General features: G+C 64.3%; 16 protein-coding genes. 11 read left to right on the top strand and 5 right to left on the bottom strand.

Annotated features, from left to right (window positions below; all coding sequences use genetic code 11):
* Positions 1 to 45 precede the first annotated feature (45 nt).
* The 9 genes from ade (at position 46) to ACIQUG_RS11685 (ending at position 11405) form a co-directional block, all read left to right on the top strand.
* Positions 46 to 1842 carry an adenine deaminase gene (gene ade, locus ACIQUG_RS11725; protein ID WP_402321381.1) on the top strand — a complete coding sequence of 599 codons (1797 nt, stop codon included), beginning with the start codon at positions 46 to 48 and terminating at the stop codon, positions 1840 to 1842.
* A gap of 530 nt (positions 1843 to 2372) precedes the next feature.
* Complete coding sequence (locus tag ACIQUG_RS11720; RefSeq protein ID WP_402321378.1) at positions 2373 to 4049, top strand: putative bifunctional diguanylate cyclase/phosphodiesterase; 1677 nt, start codon at positions 2373 to 2375, stop codon at positions 4047 to 4049.
* A 148-nt stretch (positions 4050 to 4197) separates the two neighbouring features.
* Positions 4198 to 4716 carry a hypothetical protein gene (locus ACIQUG_RS11715; protein WP_034790260.1) on the top strand — a complete coding sequence of 173 codons (519 nt, stop codon included), beginning with the start codon at positions 4198 to 4200 and terminating at the stop codon, positions 4714 to 4716.
* Entirely contained in the window at positions 4713 to 5888 is a 1176-nt protein-coding gene (locus ACIQUG_RS11710) for a class I SAM-dependent methyltransferase (protein ID WP_043624447.1), read from the top strand. The genes ACIQUG_RS11715 and ACIQUG_RS11710 overlap by 4 nt, the downstream gene beginning before the upstream one ends.
* Positions 5885 to 8245, top strand: coding sequence for a SpoIIE family protein phosphatase (locus tag ACIQUG_RS11705; protein WP_402321373.1), 2361 nt, complete (start codon positions 5885 to 5887; stop codon positions 8243 to 8245). Before ACIQUG_RS11710 ends, ACIQUG_RS11705 begins: the two co-directional genes overlap by 4 nt.
* 4 nt (positions 8246 to 8249) lie before the next feature.
* Positions 8250 to 8810 (top strand): slr1658 superfamily regulator, encoded by a 561-nt coding sequence (locus ACIQUG_RS11700; protein WP_043624452.1) that lies wholly within the window; start codon positions 8250 to 8252, stop codon positions 8808 to 8810.
* A 13-nt stretch (positions 8811 to 8823) separates the two neighbouring features.
* Positions 8824 to 9165, top strand: coding sequence for a slr1659 superfamily regulator (locus tag ACIQUG_RS11695; protein WP_043624455.1), 342 nt, complete (start codon positions 8824 to 8826; stop codon positions 9163 to 9165).
* Between the two features lie 261 nt (positions 9166 to 9426).
* A complete protein-coding gene (locus tag ACIQUG_RS11690) occupies positions 9427 to 10104 on the top strand; it encodes a FadR/GntR family transcriptional regulator (protein ID WP_402321370.1) in 678 nt (225 codons plus the stop codon).
* Positions 10101 to 11405, top strand: coding sequence for a CynX/NimT family MFS transporter (locus ACIQUG_RS11685; protein ID WP_402321367.1), 1305 nt, complete (start codon positions 10101 to 10103; stop codon positions 11403 to 11405). Before ACIQUG_RS11690 ends, ACIQUG_RS11685 begins: the two co-directional genes overlap by 4 nt.
* Before the next feature lie 79 nt (positions 11406 to 11484).
* On the opposite strand, the gene ACIQUG_RS11680 is transcribed toward ACIQUG_RS11685, so the two are convergent.
* Positions 11485 to 12699: an MFS transporter gene (locus ACIQUG_RS11680; RefSeq protein ID WP_402321364.1), complete on the bottom strand. Its 1215-nt coding sequence runs from the start codon at positions 12697 to 12699 to the stop codon at positions 11485 to 11487.
* 338 nt (positions 12700 to 13037) lie between these two features.
* Between ACIQUG_RS11680 and ACIQUG_RS11675 the strand changes: the two genes are divergently transcribed.
* Both ACIQUG_RS11675 and ACIQUG_RS11670 read left to right on the top strand, forming a co-directional pair.
* Positions 13038 to 14258, top strand: coding sequence for a helix-turn-helix domain-containing protein (locus ACIQUG_RS11675; RefSeq protein ID WP_402321362.1), 1221 nt, complete (start codon positions 13038 to 13040; stop codon positions 14256 to 14258).
* Positions 14259 to 14268: 10 nt separating this feature from the next.
* Complete coding sequence (locus ACIQUG_RS11670; protein ID WP_205236840.1) at positions 14269 to 14910, top strand: DUF5074 domain-containing protein; 642 nt, start codon at positions 14269 to 14271, stop codon at positions 14908 to 14910.
* Positions 14911 to 15133: 223 nt separating this feature from the next.
* Here the strand turns inward: ACIQUG_RS11670 and ACIQUG_RS11665 are convergent, their stop codons facing one another.
* The 4 genes from ACIQUG_RS11665 to ACIQUG_RS11650 all read right to left on the bottom strand — a co-directional run bounded on the left by ACIQUG_RS11665 (position 15134) and on the right by ACIQUG_RS11650 (position 18373).
* On the bottom strand, positions 15134 to 15964 hold the full coding sequence (locus ACIQUG_RS11665) for an alpha/beta fold hydrolase (protein WP_192449436.1): 831 nt from the start codon (positions 15962 to 15964) through the stop codon (positions 15134 to 15136).
* 86 nt (positions 15965 to 16050) lie between these two features.
* A complete protein-coding gene (locus ACIQUG_RS11660; RefSeq protein WP_402321358.1) occupies positions 16051 to 17652 on the bottom strand; it encodes an MFS transporter in 1602 nt (533 codons plus the stop codon).
* Positions 17649 to 18035 (bottom strand): DoxX family protein, encoded by a 387-nt coding sequence (locus ACIQUG_RS11655; RefSeq protein ID WP_402323011.1) that lies wholly within the window; start codon positions 18033 to 18035, stop codon positions 17649 to 17651. Before ACIQUG_RS11655 ends, ACIQUG_RS11660 begins: the two co-directional genes overlap by 4 nt.
* A 122-nt stretch (positions 18036 to 18157) precedes the next feature.
* Positions 18158 to 18373: a hypothetical protein gene (locus ACIQUG_RS11650; RefSeq protein WP_402321356.1), complete on the bottom strand. Its 216-nt coding sequence runs from the start codon at positions 18371 to 18373 to the stop codon at positions 18158 to 18160.
* Positions 18374 to 18385 lie beyond the last annotated feature (12 nt).

Raw genomic sequence — 18385 nt, 5'->3', positions numbered from 1 at the left:
CCTCGATGCTGGGGCGCCGACATTGCCCATCCGAAGGAAACTGTCATGCTTCAATCCTGGTCGAAGACCGCACCCGAACTGGTCGACGTCGCCATGGGCCGCAAACCCGCCGATCTCGTGATCCGCAACGGCAAATGGGTCAACGTCTACTCCGGCGAAATCATCCCCGGCACCGACATCGCCGTCAAAGCCGGCCGCTTCGCCTATGTCGGCCCGGACGCCAGCCACACGATCGGCGACGACACCAAGGTCGTCGACGCCGCCGGCCGCTATCTCGTTCCCGGCCTCTGCGACGCGCACATGCATGTGGAAAGCGGTCTCGTCACCGTCACAGAATTTGCCCGCGCGGTCATTCCGCACGGCACCACCACCATGTTCATCGACCCACACGAGATCGCCAACGTGCTTGGCCTCGACGGCGTCCGGCTGATGAACGAGGAAGCCCAGAGCCTGCCGATCAACGTGCTCGTCCAGGTGCCGAGCTGCGTGCCGAGCGCGCCGGGTCTCGAGACCGCCGGCGCCGAGCTTTCGGCTGAGGATGTTGCCGAGGCGCTTGCCTGGCCGAACGTCATCGGCCTTGGCGAAATGATGAATTTCCCCGGCGTCGCCGGAAACGACCCGAAGATGATGGCCGAGATCGCCGCCACCCAGGATGCGCGGCTGACCGTCGGCGGGCACTATGCCTCGCCGCACCTCGGCCGCGAGTTCCACGCCTATGCCGCCGGCGGCCCGGCCGACGACCATGAAGGCACGACGGTCGACGACGCGATCGCTCGTGTTCGCCAGGGGATGCGCGCCATGCTGCGCCTCGGCTCGGCCTGGTACGACGTTGCGGCACAGATCAAGGCTGTCACCGAATCCGGCCTCGACCCGCGCAACTTCCTGCTCTGCACCGACGACAGCCATTCCGGCACGCTGGTTCACGACGGACACATGAACCGCGTGGTGCGCCATGCCATCGCGCAAGGCCTGAAGCCCGTCACCGCGATCCAGATGGCGACGCTGAACACCGCCCAGCATTTCGGCCTCGAGCGCGAAATCGGCTCGATCGCACCCGGTCGCCGGGCAGATCTGATCGTCACCTCGGATCTCGCCGCGCTGCCGATCGAAATGGTCTTTGCCCGCGGCGAGCTGATGGCCGAAAACGGTGCGCTGGCACGCGATATCCCGGCCTATGTCTACCCGGAAAGCGCCCGCAACACCGTCCACCTCGGCCGGTTGCTGGCGGCTGCGGATTTCGACATCCCATCCAACGCACGGGCGACACGCGCGCGGGTCAACGTGATCGGCGTCGTCGAGAACCAGGCGCCGACGCGGGCGCTTCAGGCCGAAGTCGCGATCGAAAACGGCCTCGTGCAAATGGACCGGGCCAACGACGTCTGCCAGATCGCACTCGTCGAGCGCCACCGCGGCACCGGCGACGTGGTCAACGCCTTCGTCTCCGGCTTCGGCTATGACAGCGATTGCGCCATGGCGAGCACCGTCGCGCATGACAGCCACCACATGATCGTCGTCGGCACGAACAAGGCGGACATGGCCATGGCCGCCAACCGGCTGCACGAGGTCGGCGGCGGTATCGTCGTCATCAAGGAAGGCCGCGAACTGGCCCTGGTCGAACTGCCGGTCGCCGGGCTGATGTCGGACCAGCGGGCAGAGATCGTCGCCGAAAAGGCCGCCGCCATCGTCGAGGCCATGCGCGCCTGCGGCTGCCGGCTCAACAACGCCTATATGCAGCACTCGCTGCTGGCGCTCGTCGTCATCCCGGAACTCAGGATTTCCGACAAGGGCCTGATCGACGTCCGGACCTTCCAGAAGACCGACGTGATTCTGAGCACGCACTGAGCATGACAGCGATTGGCCACCGGCAACCCGGTGGCCAACGGGCCCGTGGTTCTTAATTCCGGGTGATCGCGGGATGGGTGAAGCCACATAATCCCCTGAAAACTTCCTTTATGGTTAACCGATACTTAAACGGAGCCAACTAGGTCCGTTGCCCAGGCGTATGTGCCGTTTGCTTGGCCGCGACCGGCCGCAATAGGCACCTGAAACCCCTGTTGATACGGCGTCCCACAATGGAACATGCGCGCAGGCGGGGCCGAAACGCCCACAGCCGTTCCGCCCCAAATTGCATGCAATGATGGCAAATGATACAAGAGGAAGCTTATATACAACCGTGTGGGGCAAAGGATATCGAGCAGCGCTCGCCATGCTCCGAAGCGAGGTTTCCACAGGTAAGATCGCAGGCAGCCTATTGGCATTGACCCGGGCGGGCGACGCGGTAGCTTTGCAGAAGGACGAGCCGAACCGGACCGCCGTTGGAGCGGGCTTTTACATTCTTCAGGCGCGTTCGAAACAGAGAGGGAAAGGCAAGCATGCCGGACACTGATGCAACGTTGTCTGCTTCAGCTTCAGTGCAAGATCCCGTTGCGGCTCATACGGACGAAGTCCTCTCGTTCTATGACGAGGCCTTTCATCTGACCAGCGCCTCGCCGGCGCTGCAGGAAACCTACGAAGTCGGCACGCTTGTCGACGCCACCCTGTGGCACCTCTATCCCGAATTGCTTGCGCCCGTTTCCAAGGCGGCGGTCGAATCCGTCATCGCCTATGGCGTGCCGCGAAGCGTCGAAGTGGTCGACGCCGTTACCAAGTCGAGGCGCACGCTGCTCGTCTTCCGCGCCATGCGCGGCATCGGAGTGCTCGAAACGAGCGGTCGCGCCACACGCCGCGAGGTCGGCAGCCATGGCGAAAGCGAGCGCGCGCTTCTGCTGCACCAGGCAACCCACGACGTGCTGACGGGCCTGCCTAACCGGCGGCAGTTCAGCGACGACCTTCAGAGCATCCTGCCGACACCCGGCGAGAAACTGGCGCTGATGCAGATCGACCTCGACGACTTCAAGCCGGTCAACGACACGCTGGGCCACGGCGCCGGCGATGCCGTCCTCAAGATGGCTGCCGAGCGCATTCGCGGCGCCCTTCGCGACGGCGAAGTCGCCTATCGCCTGGCCGGCGACGAATTCGCCGTCATCCAGCGGCAAAGCGACCAGCCGGCGGACGCCGAATATCTCGCCGAGGCACTTATCGAGGCGTTCAGCGAACCTTTCACCATCGACGGCATCTCCGTCTTCGTCGGCGCCAGCATCGGCATTGCCATTGCGCCGAATGACGGAAACGACATCGAGCAGCTGATGAAGGCGGCGGACATCGCGCTCTATGCCGCCAAGAAGGACGGACGGGGCCGGGCAAAGACCTTCAGCCGTTCCATGCTGATCGTGCTGGAACAGCGCGAGATGCTGCGCCGCAGTCTGCGCACCGCGCTGCAGGACAGGCAGTTTTCGATCGAGTACCAGCCACTCGTCGAGCCGCCGTTCTCGATCGTTGGCTTCGAGGCGCTGGTGCGCTGGCACCATCCGCTTGTCGGTACGATCCCGCCCAATGTCTTCATCCCGATGGCGGAAGCCGATGGCCTGATGAACGAAATCGGCCAATGGGTTCTCGAGGAGGCCTGCCGGCAGGCTGCCACCTGGCCGTCGCACTTCACCGTCGCCGTCAACCTGTCGCCGGCGGAGTTCCTGCGGGAAGGCCTGACAGACCGAGTCGCCCAAGCGCTCGACATGTCGGGCCTGAGAGCCGACCGGCTGGAGCTGGAGGTCACCGAATCGGTGCTGCTTGAACGCACGACCAACAATCTCGACACGCTGAACACGCTCAACGTGCTCGGCATCCAGATCTCGCTCGACGATTTCGGCACCTTCTATTCGTCGCTCAGCTACCTCAAGAACTTCCCCTTCGATACGATCAAGATCGACCGCTACTTCATCAAGGACCTGGAAAGTGACGATAAGAGCCAGACGATCGTCCGGTCGATCATCGGCCTTGCCCACGGCCTCGGCATGCGCGTGACCGCCGAGGGGGTCGAGACGATCGGGCAGGCCGTCTGGCTTCGAAAAGAGGGTTGCGACCGTCTGCAGGGTTATTTCCTGGGCATGCCCATGCCTGCAGACGCGATCGGCGCCTATCTTCGCCGCTCATCGGCAATGGCGACGCTGTAGCCCCCCGCATCCGTGCGTTGCGCCCGATGTGGCGCGAGGCAAAACCCGGGTTGTCTTTCTGCAAGATCCCGGGGTTGCGTGGTTAGAAATCATTATAGAAAGTCGCGTATGGCCGTGGCAGAGTTCGGGGTGCGGAGGGCATTGCTGCATGGGTGCTAGTGTCAACAAGACCACGGAAACGGCTTTCGAGCCGTTGCTTCAGTTCGACATGGAGATGGAAGATTTCCTCTCGGACTGGCACCATTGCGATCATGTCTCGAGCTACCTTGCCCGGATGATCAGCCACAACAGGACCGATCCGGTACGGCATTCGAACTTCTTTTCCTCCGCCCTCAACGAGCTTCTGGAAGTTTCGTTTCGCGGCGGCACCACCGACGGAAAGATCGGCCTGTCGATCTATCGCCAGGGCGCCACGGAGCGGGTTCAGCTGAGCTTCCCATGCCCGCCTGGTCAAGCGCGCTTCTATCGCGAGGCGGTCTCGAAAACCCGTGAGAGCGATGCCCAGGCCCGCTATCTCGACGCCATCTCCAACGACCTTGCCCCCAGCCGGGAATCGGTGCTTCTGGACCTCGCGGTCAATTATGACGCCCGCCTCCGGCTTGACGAGGATGCCGCTCCAGCCATCACCCTGATCGTGGATCTTCCTCTTGAAGGAATGGTGAGTTGATCGCGGCGAGCCTTCCTCAGCGTTTCAAGGTCGACTTCGATCCGAACAGCCAGATCTTCTCGCTTGCCGGAACGATTCGTCCGCGTTCGATCGATGAGATCGCCGAGAGTATCCATGCGCTGCGGGAAGCGATCGATACGGTGCGCGGCGTTCTTTATATCGATGTGAAGCGCCTCATCCAGATGAACAACACGGCCTTCCAGGCCTTCATCCGGGTGGCCCTCGACGCCTGCCGCGAGCGGTCCGATCTGCGCCTGATCGTCGTCACCTCAAGCGTCGTCAGCTGGACGACGCGTATGTTCCGGCACCTGAGCACGATCGAGCCTCAGATCTCCGTCGAGGTCTACGATTCGATGTTCTATCCCGGCCAAGACTACTTCGAGGATACGAGCTTCATTCCAATCCTGCGCGCGCAGACGAAATTGACCTGGCGTCACGAGCGCACCATCCTGCCGCGCCACGGCATGCGGCCCGGCATCGCCGTGGCCGACATCTGCTGCGGCATCGGCGATTTCGCCGTGCTCGCGCAGAAGGAGTTCCAGCCGTCGCGGATCGTCGCCCTCGACCACTCGAAGCCGAGCCTCGCCTATGCCCGCAAGGTGGCCGCCGAGTTCGGCGTGACGGATATCGAATACACCTACGGCGATGCGTCGGAGATGCTGCTCGAGGACAATCAGTTCGACTTCGTGAGCTGCCGCCACTCGCTGCAGGTCTTCAATCAGCCGGAGCTTCTTCTCAAGGAGCTCTATCGGATCGTGAAGCCGGGCGGCCGCGTCTACATCACCAACGAGAAGAACTCGCACTGCCTCGGCGAGCCGCGGGCGCAAAGCATCCAATGGACCTACAATGAGCTCGCGCGGCTTTTGACCAATTTCGAGATCGATGTGGAGTTCGGGCCGAAGAGCCGGCGTTATCTTGCCGACACGGGCTTCGACGACATCCTGGTCGAATCCTTCATGGTCACCAATCTGGACGGTGATCCACAGGATTTCGCCGATATCATCGCCGGCTGGGAGAAGATGTTTGCGGACATGGCGGTGAGGCACGGCGAAACACCCGAATTCATTGAGCGGTTCCGTCAGGGCTTCCGGGATCACGTCTTCGCTGCCCTGCATCCGAAGGGTTATGCGGGCTGGCCGATCTGGGCAGCGTCCGGGCGCAAACCACTATGAACGCGAGCAATATCCAACGTCCCCGGTTCGGTTTGAGATCCTTTCGCGCCAAGTTCGTGCTGGTGGTCGGCAGTGCCGTGCTCTTCGACCTCCTGCTGACAGGCGGCCTGGCGCTCTGGAACGTTCAAAGGCTGTCGCGCGACGCAACGGCGGAGGTCGGACAGGGTCTGCAAAACGCCAACGAAGATTACATGCTCACCTATGCGGAATCGACGGCCGCGCGGGTTAATCTTCTGCTCGGCCAGGTTCACGCCGACGTCGCCACGCTCGCAGGCGTGATCCAGGCGCAGATCGACCGCCCCGTGCGCCGCTCCGACGTCGGTGAAGCGCTTGCGCGGCATGCACCGGAATCGGTTACCGTCACCTACGATGCCAAAGGTGGGTGGGCGCAGAACCTTCCGGGGCAGCTCTCGAGCGTAAGCGTATGGAGCTATCTGCTTGGCCCCGACCACCGACCCCTGCCCGAGGTGCAGGCCGATATCGAGAACAGTGCCGTTCTCGATCTGGTTGCCCCCGCTTTGCTTGAGCACGGCCGCTCCAAACTGCAGATGTACTACGTCGGGCCAAAGGAACGGCCGATCTTGCGGATGGCGCCCTATGCGGACCAGGCGCAGACGTTCGACCGTCTCTATCCCGGCCACAACGAAGCCAACTTCTGGAACTTCTTCTTCCCCGGTCTCTACGACTCCTGGGAGGAATGGGCGAAGAACCCAAGCCTCAGGCCCGTTGCAGCCGATACCACGCAGACGGCGCCCTACACCGATGCGGCCTCGGGCAAGCTGATCGTCAGTTTCTTCCAGCCGCTCTGGACACCCGACCGCAAGGGTGTCGCCGGAGCGACCGGAACCGATATCACGCTCGACCAGCTGGCCGAGGTCGTCGAAAGCGTCAAGGTCGGCGACAGCGGCTTCGGATTTCTGGTGATGTCCGACGGCAACGTGCTTGCCATCAATCCGGTCGGCGAAAAGGTGATTGGCCTGCGGCGATCCAGCGACACGGGTGGACAAGGCGTCACCGGACTGGAGCGCTCGCTGCGCCGCAGCGCGCAGCCCGCAATCGCAGAGCTGCCGCTCGGCACCGATGGCGCCATTCAGCGGGTGCTGCTCGACGAAGCCGGTGAGAAGGTCCCCTATCTCATACTCCTGAAGCAGCTCGAGCCGGAGAACCTCTGGGTGTCCGGCCCGGTGCGCCGCGAGACCATGTCGATCGGCATCGTCGTGCCGGAGCGGGAGATCTACGCCTCGCTGTTTGCGGCACAGGCGAGTATCTCCGAAGCGACGAACCGCATCCTTATCTACCAGATCCTGGCCCTGCTCGCTTCGCTGCTGTTCGTCACGCTCGCCGTGTTCGGCATCTCCAAGCGAGTGACCCGCGGCATCAGCGCGCTCGCCGGAGCGGCGACCAGCATCGAGGCGAAGGACTATTCCGTCCGTGTGCCCATCACCACGCGCGACGAGGTCGGTGAAGCCGCTATCGCCTTCAACAGAATGGCTGAGGAGATCAGCTACCACACCGAGAACCTCGAAAACCTGGTGACCGAACGCACCAAGCAGCTCGAGGACGCCAACCATCAGATTTCGACGCTGAACACACAGTTGCGCAGCGAGAACCTGCGGCTCGGCGCCGAGCTTGCCGTGGCCAAGCAGATCCAGATGATGGTGCTGCCGAAGGCAGGCGAGCTCGCGGAAATCGCCGATCTCGAAATCGCCGCCTATATGCGCCCGGCCGATGAGGTGGGCGGCGACTACTACGACGTGCTGCGCGACGGCGAGCGGCTGAAGATCGGCATCGGTGACGTGACCGGTCATGGCCTTGAAAGCGGCGTATTGATGCTGATGGTGCAGTCGGTCGCAAGGGCCCTGCAGGAAGCCGGCGACATGGACCCGGAGCAGTTCCTCAACCGCCTCAACCGCGCCATCTACAAGAACATCGTGCGCACCAACACTGACAAGCATCTGTCGCTCGCCTTCCTCGACTACGACGCCGGCCGCCTGACGCTGTCGGGGCAGCACGAGGAACTGATCGTCGTTCGCAAGGGGGCTGAAATCGAGCGGATCGACACGCTCGACCTCGGCCTGCCGATCGGCCTGGAATCGGACATTTCGCGCTTTGTTGCCACCCGCGAGATCTCCTTCGGCCGCGGCGACATGATCGTGCTGCACACGGACGGCGTGACCGAGGCTGCGAACGCCAAGGGCGAACTGTTTGGCATCGAGCGACTGTGCGAGAGTGCCGGAAAGTTTTACGGACAGAGCGCCGAGGACGTCAAATCGGGTATCATCGAGGACCTGATGGCGCATATCGGCAAGCAAAAGATCTACGACGACATCACACTCGTCGTCATGAGACACAGGTGATCAGATGACCACGCTCTACGGACTGGCGGACCTGACGATCGGCGCCCACCAGAAGATGACCCGGCTGCGTCTCTACGACGGGCCGCTGGATCTCAGCTGGAAGCATTGCGCCATGGCTTCGGATTTCGTCGCGGAACTGGCGGCGCTGCGCTACCGCGCGTCGCGCAACACCTATCGGGAAGTGCGCCACAACATCGGCTACCTGACCAACGAACTGGTCGAGAATGCCGTGAAGTTCCGCGCTTCCGGGTCCGTAGTCGTCGAGGCCGCCCTCGAGGCGCAAAGCTTCCGCACGAAAGTGTCGAACGTGATCGACAACGAAGCGGCCGCGCGCTTCCAGGATCTTTTGTCCGAGATCGCCGACGGCGACCCGGGCGACTTGCTCATCGAGCGCATCGAAGCCAACGCAACCGGGCTCGGCAAGAGCGGCTCGGGGCTTGGTCTTTTGACGCTGATGAGCGATTATGGCGTTCGTTTCGCTTGGGTTTTTGGTGCCCAGGGTGACGACGGCGAAACCTCATTGGAGACTTATGCCTCCATTGCGGTCCCAGACCTCTCGAACTGATGAGCCGGTGAACATGGAAAACAAGGACGAAGAAGAGTATCGCGTTTGGTCCGAAGGCAACGATATTCATTTTGAAGGCACGATGCGGCTGCCGGGAACGGAAGCCTATGCGCCGATCTTCTCGACGGTGATGGGCGTGCTGGAGACCGAGCCTGAGCACGTCACGATCGACCTCACCGAACTGCAGTTCCTGAACTCGTCCGGGATCAACCTGCTCGCCAAGTTGACGATCGAGGCACGCAACCGCCCGAACGTGCAATTGACGGTGCGCGGAACCTCGGAGATCCCGTGGCAGTCGAAATCGCTGCCGAACCTCAAGAAGCTGCACCCCGGCCTCGATCTCAGGCTCAACTGAGATCGCACCGTGCCGGGAACCCGTTCCCGTAGTTAAAGCCTGAGCATCGTGCGCCCCACCGGCGCGCGACTGCCGTTCTGCGAAGCTAAGGCTCACGCACCAGCCGCCGACAAATCCGGTCGCCGAGACCAGTCGTGCACCCGCTATCTCTCTCTCTCTCTCTCTCTCTCTCTCTCTCTCTCTCTCTCTCTCTCGTCACGCTTGACTCTCCGAACGCCTCGCCTTATCGGTAAAATCATCTGATGACTTGATGAGTAGACGATGCAGCCGATCAATCGTACCAGCCTTGCCGAGAGCGCTGCCGAAAGCCTGCGGGCGGAAATCCTCAGCGGCCGCTGGGCCATTGGCGAGCGCATACCCAACGAAACGGCGCTGACGGAACTCCTGGCGGTGAGCCGCGGGACCGTGCGGGAGGCCGTTCGCGTCCTGATCTCGAAAGGGCTGCTCGACGCCCGCCAGGGCTCCGGCACCTATGTCCGCTCGACGGTCGACAGCTCCGGCGCGCTTGACCGCGTCAAGCGGGCGAGCCTGCGCGACCAGTGGGAGGCGCGCGCGGCCCTCGACGTGGAAGCCGCCCGCCTGGCGGCGCTCCGGCATACGCCCAAGGACCTGGAACAGATGAAGCGCCTTCTTCTCGCCCGCGGCACGGTTGCCGATGGCGGGCGTGAGACCTTCGGCCGACGCGACATCGCCTTCCACCGGTCGATCGTCGAAGCCTCCGGCAACAGGGCGATCGTCGAGCTCTATGACTTTTTCACCTCGGCCATTCTCGAAACCATCCACTCGACGCTGTCGGGCGACCTGCCGGAGCCGGACGACCGGGCGCATGCGGCTATCGTCGAGGCCATAGCGACCAGTGACCCGGACACGGCCGCGGCCGCCGTTCGGGCGTTTATGGCCCCCGTCCTCGCTGAACTTGATCGGCTACTTTCCCAATGAACCAGACTTTTCGCGACCCCCACAAAACCGAAGCCGTCGAACCTCTGGACATCGAAGATCAGCTGATCGATGCCGAGGCCGACAGCGTGCCAGCCCCGCAGCCGCCGGTGCTGAGCCGCAACGCCCGCATCCTTTTGGGCGCCAGCCTCGTGCTCATCGCCTTCAACCTTCGGCCGCTCTTTTCGAGCCTCTCGGTACTGCTGCCCGAAGTGATGCAGGCGACCGGCGTTTCCACCGCAAGCGCCAGCGTGCTCACCACCCTGCCCGTGCTTTGCCTCGGCCTCTTCGCGCCGCTTGCGCCGAAGCTCGCGCAGCGCTTCGGCGCCGAACGCACGCTTCTCGGGGTGCTCGTCCTGCTCACGCTCGGCACGGGTCTGCGCGGCGTCCAATCCGTGCCGTTGCTTTTCCTTTCGACATTTGCCGCGGGTGCGGCGATCGCGATCGGCAACGTGCTGCTTCCCGGCCTTGTCAAGCGTGACTTTCCCGACCGGGCCGCGATGATGACGGGGCTCTACACCATGGCGCTGTGTGCCGGTGCTGCCAGTGCCGCGGGCCTGACGCTAACGATCGAACACCATGTGGTCGGCTCCTGGTCCGGCGCGCTTGCGGCCTGGGCGGTACCCGCCCTCATCGTGCTGATGATCTGGGCGCCGCAGGCGCTGCGCGGCAAGGCGCAAGCCCGCCACAGCGGCTTCCGCGTCGTCGGCCTCTGGCGCGATCGGCTCGCCTGGCAGGTGACCCTGTTCATGGGGCTGCAATCCGCGCTCGCCTATTGCGTCTTCGGCTGGATGGCCCCGATCCTGCGTGAGCGTGGCCTCGATGCCGCAACCGCCGGTGCGGTCGTCTCCGCCTCGATCATGATGCAGGTCGTCACGTGCCTGCTCGTGCCGTCCTTCGCCGTCCGTCGCCGCGACCAGCGCGCCGTCTGCGTGGCGCTCGTCGCCGCTGCCGTCATCGCGCTGATCGGCATCCTCTTTGCGCCGCTCTCGACGGTGCTCGTCTGGGCCGTTCTGCAAGGGATTGGCCAGGGCGGCCTCATTGCCGCGGCGATGACCCTCATCGTGTTGCGCTCGCCCGATTCCCACGTGGCGGCGCATCTCTCCGGCATGGCCCAGGGCGTCGGCTACGTGCTTGCCGCCATTGGTCCGCTACTTGTCGGCTTCATCCGCAGCTGGACCGGCAGCTTCGCCGCCAGCGCCATTCTCTTCATCGCGCTCGGCATCGGCGTGGCGATCATGGGAATGGGCGCAGGACGGGCGCTGCATGTCGGTGCGCGAACCGTCCGGATAGATGAGCGCTAAGACGGACTGATTGGAATTAGAATGACCCAAGGGCTCCCCTTCCCAGGCGGAGCCCTTTTTCTCGCGGTCAGCGCTCGGATCAGGCCGCGGCCGCCACCGGCTGGTAGCGTGGCGCCGGCCGGAAGGTGAGCGCGATCAGGAACGCGCCGAGGCCGATGCCCCAGGAGCCGATATAGAGCCAGGTGTAGCTCGCCAGCGCATCATAGATCAGACCACCGGCAATCGGTCCCGTCGCCATGCCGAGGCTGCCAGCCATGGCCGTTCCGCCGATCACCGTCCCCATCATCCGCAGCGGGAAGTTCTCACGGGCAAGCACCGCATAAAGCGGCATGACGCCCGCATAGATGAAGCCGAACAGGGCCGCGACCGCATAGAACGAGCCGAGCCCGGCGGCAAAGACATAGGCAAGCGCCCCGAAGGCCTGGGCGAGCAATCCGAGAACCAGCACGCGCTTGGCGCCGAAGCGGTCACCGAGCAGGCCGAAGACGACGCGGCCGCCCATGCCGGCGAGCCCTTCGACGCTGTAGATCGACACAGCCGCCATGACCGGAATGCCGCAGGTGATCGCGTAGCTCACCGTGTGGAAGATCGGGCCGGAATGGGTGGCGCAGCAGAAGAAGTTGGTCAGGAGCAGGATGATGAAGAGCGGCGATTTCAGCACCTGGCTGGTCGTCATCGACGACTGCGGCTCTTCCTCGGGCGAGGCCGCGGCAACGCCGCCGGCAAGGGCCGGCGCCTGGCGAACGAGGAACGAGACCGGGATCATGATCACGGCGACGACGAGCGCGATGATCTGGAGAGCGGTTCTCCAGTCGTAGGCGGAAACCAGCCAGGCGGCAAAAGGCGACATCGTCAACGGCGCCATGCCCATGCCGGCAGACACGAGCGAGACCGCGAGGCTTCGATGCGTGTCGAACCAGCCGGTGACGCAGGCCATCATCGGCGCAAAGATCGCGGCCGTCGCCGTGCCGACGACGACACCGAAGAGGATCTGGAAGGCGATCAGCGAGGTCGCCCAGCTTGCCGCCATCAGGCTGACAGCCAGGAGCACCGAGCCAATGAGCACGATCGGGCGTGCGCCCCACCGGTCGGAAAGGCTGCCCCAGGCGATGCTGGCAAAGGCCATGGCCAGGAAGCCGATGGTCATGGCGCTCGAAACGCCGGTCACCGACCAACCGGTATCACGCGAAATCGGCAGCAGGAACACCGGAAGCGAAAACATGGCGCCGATCGCCAGGCAGCCGAGCAAGCCGCCCGCCGCCACGATGACCCAACGGTAATGCGAATTGGTCATTGCAATCTCCTTCGAGCCGCCCGGCCGAACGTTCGGCCACGCCGACAAATTGTGCAATCTGATCGCGCGGCGGACCGTACCTGGGACATCCCCCCGCATCCGCCCGATTGAAAGACGCTCGCGCCGGCACCGAGCCGACAGGAGCTCCGAAAGAATTTCATAATAGTTGCAGATTCACCTTCGATGCAGCCTTCAAGGCACACGCCGACTGTTTCTGCTTGCCCGAGTGTTTCTGCTTGATTGTGCGACCAAGCTTCTTTCTGTTGTCGGTTGCCACCGGAGAGATAGATAAAGGTTGGAACACGGCTTGCGGGAGTGACAAGTGTGACGGGATTTCGATGGATTCGCTGATCACGGCCGCAGCACGCGCACTGGCGTCGGGCGATCCGCTCGGCGCGCTGAAGCGGGTGGCGCTGCGCGACGATCCGCCGGCTCTGGCGCTACGCGGCATCGCCATGGCCCAACTTGGCGACTTCACCCGCGCAAAGGTCCTGCTGAAAAACGCCGCGCGCGCCTTCGGCCCCAAGGAAGCGGTGGCGCGGGCCCGGTGCATCGTCGCCGAGGCGGAGATCGCCATCGTCTCCCGCGACCTCTCCTGGCCGATGCGGGCGCTCGACGCCGCCCGCTCGACGCTCGAAGCCCATGGCGACCACCTCAACGCCGCCCACGCCCGCAATCTCGGCGCGCGGCGGCTACTCTTGATCGGCCGGCTGGACGAAGCCGAGGACCTTCTTGCCGGCATCGATGCGGCTCGGCTGACACCACTGTCGAAGGCCGCCCACGAACTGGCGCTCGCCGGCATCGCCGTGCGCCGATTGCGGACCGAAGCCGCCACCGCCGCCTTCGGGCGCGCAGATGAGGCGGCACGGGCGACTGGCATTCCCGCCCTGATCCTCGAAGTCGAAAACGCGGCCGCCGTGCTCAAAGCGCCGGCTGCCCGCCTGATGGCGGACGGGGAAGAGCGTTCGCTGCAGCTGGGCGAGGTCGAAGAGCTGCTTGCTTCCGGCGCCCTGGTCGTCGATGCCTGCCGGAACCTCGTCAGAAGACAAGCGACCCTGTGCACGCTTGCCACCCGGCCGGTGCTCTTTGCGCTGGCGCGCACGCTTGGCGAAGCCTGGCCGGGAGATGTCTCGCGGCGCACCTTGCTTGCCCGCGCCTTCGGCGCACGGCATGTCGACGAATCCCACCGGGCAAGGCTGCGCGTCGAAATCGGCCGGCTGCGCGAGGAACTGCGCCCGCTTGCAGATATCAAGGCGACGAGCGACGGCTTTCGGCTGGTGCCGCACGGCAAGCACGAGGTTGTCGTCCTTGCGCCGCCCGTCGACGAGCGGCATGCGACCATGCAGGCGCTGCTGGCGGATGGCGAGGCCTGGTCGAGTTCGGCGCTCGCGATCGCGCTCGACGCCAGCGCGCGCACCGTGCAGCGGGCCCTCGAAGAGCTCGCCTCGCAAGGCAAGGTCATACCGATCGGGCGCGGGCGGGCACGGCGCTGGGTCGTGCCGCCCATTGCCGCATTCCCGACAGTGTTGTTACTCCCCGGCCCTTTGCCAAACGAATAGGATCAACCCCATGAAAAGATCCGAAGCCGAAATCATCCACATCTATGGCCCGTTCCCCGGGGCAGACCAGGTCCACGGCGTCACCTTCGACGGCCGCAACGTGTGGTTTGCCGCCGGTGACACGATCAACGCCTTCGACCCGGAAAACGGTGCGCCTGTCCGTTCGATCGACGTCGCCGCCCATGCCGGCACCGCGTTTGACGGCAAGCACCTCTTCCAGATTGCCGAAGATCGCATCCAGAAGATCGATCCGGAAACCGGGAAAATCCTCGCAACGATCCCGGCACCGGGCGGCGGCGGCGATTCCGGCCTTGCCTGGGCCGAGGGCACGCTTTGGGTCGGGCAGCATCGGGGCCGCAAAATTCATCAGATCGATCCCGAGAACGGCGCAATCCTGCGCACGATCGAATCCAAGCGCGTGGTGACCGGGGTGACCTGGGTCGACGGCGAACTCTGGCACGGCACCTGGGAAGGCGACGAAAGCGATCTCAGGCGCATCGATCCGCAAACGGGAGCCGTGCTTGAAACGGTCGCCATGCCGTCCGGAATGGGCGTCTCGGGCCTGGAATCCGATGGCGGCGAACGCTTCTTCTGTGGCGGCGGCCCGAGCGGCGTCGTCCGGGCGGTTCGCCGGCCGAAGCGGGCGCGCTGAAACCACTGACGATGATTTGCTGGTGACAGCTACGGCTGCGCGCCGTTGTCGATGCGGCGCCGGCACTACAGCGCCGCGCGCCTTTGCGGCGCATAGAGGGCGCTGTAGCGCTTCGAAGCGCTGCATGTTCCTTCCGCAAAACCGGCGATGAATAGGGAACCATGCAGTAGCGTTGTCCCGGCACGGTCCGCAATACCCGGACACCGCGGACCGTGCCCGAGCTTTAGGCCTTAATGAAGGCGAGCAGGTCGGGATTGATGACATCGGCATGGGTTGTCAACATGCCATGTGGATAACCCTCGTAGACCTTGAGCGTGCCGTTCTTCAGCAGCTTCACCGCCAGTCGCGCGCTGTCGTCGATCGGCACGATCTGGTCGTCGTCACCGTGCATCACGAGCGTCGGCACGTCGATCGCCTTCAGGTCTTCGGTGAAGTCGGTTTCCGAGAAGGCCTTGATGCCTTCGTAGTGCGCCTTGGCGCTGCCCATCATGCCCTGGCGCCACCAGTTGCGGATGACGCCCTGCGACGCTTCGGCACCCGGCCGGTTGTAGCCGTAGAACGGACCGCTCGGAACGTCGAGGAAGAATTGCGCCCGATTGGCAGCAAGCGCCGCCCGGAAGCCGTCGAACACTTCGATCGGCAGGCCGCCCGGATTGTTCGCCGTCTTGACCATGATCGGCGGCACGGCGCCGACGATGATCAGCTTGGAAACCCGGCCGCCGCCATGACGCGCCACATACGCCACCGCTTCGCCGCCGCCGGTGGAGTGGCCGATGTGGATGGCATCGCTGAGGCCGAGCTTGGTGGTCACCGCCGCAACGTCCTTCGCATAATGGGCGATGTCGTGGCCCTCGCTTACCTGCGTCGAACGGCCATGACCACGGCGGTCGTGGGCGATGACGCGAAAGCCCTTGTTGACGAAATAGAGCATCTGCGCGTCCCAGTCGTCCGCCGACAGGGGCCAGCCGTGGTGAAAGACGATGGGCTGGCCCGAGCCCCAATCCTTGTAGAAGATATCGACGCCGTCTTCAGTCCTGACGAAGTTCTCGGTCATGGGAACGGTTCCTTTGTTTGGGTTGGGTACATGTCTTCGAGATCTGGCCCCCGACGCGGGATCCGCGCCGGGACTTGCGGTCCGCGTCAACCGAGATGGGGATGGTTGATCGCGAGAAAGTGGTTGACGACCGGTGCGGCCGGCCCCTTGTGGTAGCGGCGGACGTCGTCCTGAATGTCGGCATCGGCCTTGGACACGCGCTTGTGCTGGCGCAGGTGCTCGGCCCAGGATTCCACCATGAACCATTCAACGAGGCGCCCGGGATCGGCCGCGTCCTCGGTCACGCCCCAGCCATAGGCGCCGTCGCGCCGCCGCTCATGCGACAGGCGGGCAAGCGCCTTCAGGAACTCGGACCGATCCGCCTTGTCGATCGTATATTCGATCAGGACGAGAACCGGTCCGCGGTCGTGTTCGACCAGCTCGCTTGTCAGCGGCTCCGGCCAATGGTTGGAAGGAATGAGATCCGCCTCGCCTTTCGGCAGCTTCATGGCGTGGAAGGCGAAGCCGACGCAGAGAAGGCCGATGGCCGCAACGGCCAGCGTGAAGGGCACACCGATCGCGGAGGCTGTCGCGCCCCAAGCAAGGCTACCGCCGGTCATCGCGCCATTGAAGACGGTCAGGTAGACGGCGAGCGTGCGGCCGCGCACCCAGTTGGGCAGGATCGCTTGCGCGGTGCTGTTCAGCGTCGTCAATGCCGTGATCCAGGCCGCACCGCAGACGAGCAGTGCGGCGACTGCCACCCATTGCGCCGGTGCGAAGGAAAGCACACCCATGACGGCGGCAGTCAGAACCGCCGACAACAGCAGCAACCCGTCGGCATCCATTCGCGCGCGCAACCGCGGCATCAACAGCGCGCCACCGATCGCGCCGGCGCCGACCGCGCCGAGCAGGATGCCGTAGAAGCTGGCGCCACCGCCGAGAAGCTGGCGGGCGACCAGCGGCAGCAGCGCCCAGATCGCACTTGAAAAGGCGAAGAACACGGCTGCACGCAAAAGCACCACATGCAGCTCGCGGCTGGCGCGCGCATAGCGCAGCCCGGCGCGGAAGGCGCCGAGAAAACGCTCGGCGAGCGCGTCGTCCTCCGGCACCTGCCGCCGCCACCAGACCAAGGCGGCAATGACGAAGACATAGCTGATGACGTCGACCCCGTAGGTGACGGCCGCGCCGAACCAGGCGAGCAGCAGACCGCCAAGCGCCGGGCCGATCGCGCGGGAGATGTTGATGCCGAGCGAGTTCAGCGCGACCGCGCCCTTGACGTCCGGCCGCGACACGAGTTCCGGCACGATCGCCTGCCAGGTGGGGGCAACGAGCGCTGCGCCGATGCCGCCGACGAAGGTCAGCGCAATCAGCGAGGTCACCGACTGCAGTCCGCTTGCGGAGAGAAACAACAGGCAAAGGCTCGCGGAGGCGAGCAGGAACTGTACGACGATCAGGAATTTGCGGCGGTCGAGAATATCGGAGAGAACGCCGGCGGGAATGGCGAGCAGGAAGATCGGCAGCGTCGCGGCCGCCTGGATCATCGAGACGGCAGCGGGGGTTGCCGACAGGTCGGTGACGAGCCAGGAGCTGGCGACATCGCGGATGAAGCTGCCGGTATTGCCGATGATCGTCGCCACCCAGAGCACGGCGAAGACCTTCTGGCGCAAGGGCGCGAAGGTGCCGGCGTTGTTGGTCGCTGCCTGCGTCATTGGCCGCCCCTCCCCGTGAATGCACGTTCGCTCAGATCATAGAGTGCAACGAGCACGAAGGCGCCTGCAAGGCCGATATGTTCGAAGAAGCCGTTTGTCGCCATCGCACGCTCCATGCCGGGCGGCAGCTCCCAGAAGCGGAAGGCAAGCACGGTCGCGGCGAGCGTGAAGGCCGCAAGCGCGCCTGCCGCCGCCCAGCGATAAAAGCCCGAGAGAACGAGAGCCGACATCCCAAGCTCAAAAACGATGACGCCGACCGCAAAGAGCGGCGCCGGATGGAGGCCGAAATGCTCCATCTCGGCAAGCGCGCCGGGGAAGTCGAAGATCTTCGTCAAAGGCCCCTGAATGTAGGCCGAGCAGAGGGCCAGCAATCCGACGAACATGAATGGGTTGCCGGAACGGCCCGGTCGAAGGCGCGCGGCGAGATGGTTTTCGAGGGAAGAGTGGCTCAATCTTTCGTTTCCTTGTCAGGCGGTCTTCGGCTTGATGGGCGGCAAGGCCGCCCTCATCGGGTTTTCGGCCACTTCAAAGGCGTGATCGCGCTCTGGGATATGCCCTGGTAGTAGGCTCCGTGCTTTGCCGGCGGATGGTTCACGACGACTTTCGCAGAGGGGTGCCGGAGGCCTTCGGTCGGCGAGGCCGAGGCATGCTCCGGTCCGAGCGATGCGTTGATCAGGAGCGCAATCGCGGCCATCGCCACGCTGCCGGCTATCGTTCGCATTTTGCGCCTCCC

The organism is Ensifer sp. NPDC090286, assembly GCF_044769565.1.
Lineage (GTDB): Bacteria > Pseudomonadota > Alphaproteobacteria > Rhizobiales > Rhizobiaceae > Ensifer.
The sequence above is the reverse complement of the archived record's forward strand: the minus strand, read 5'-3'. Positions and strand labels throughout refer to the sequence as shown.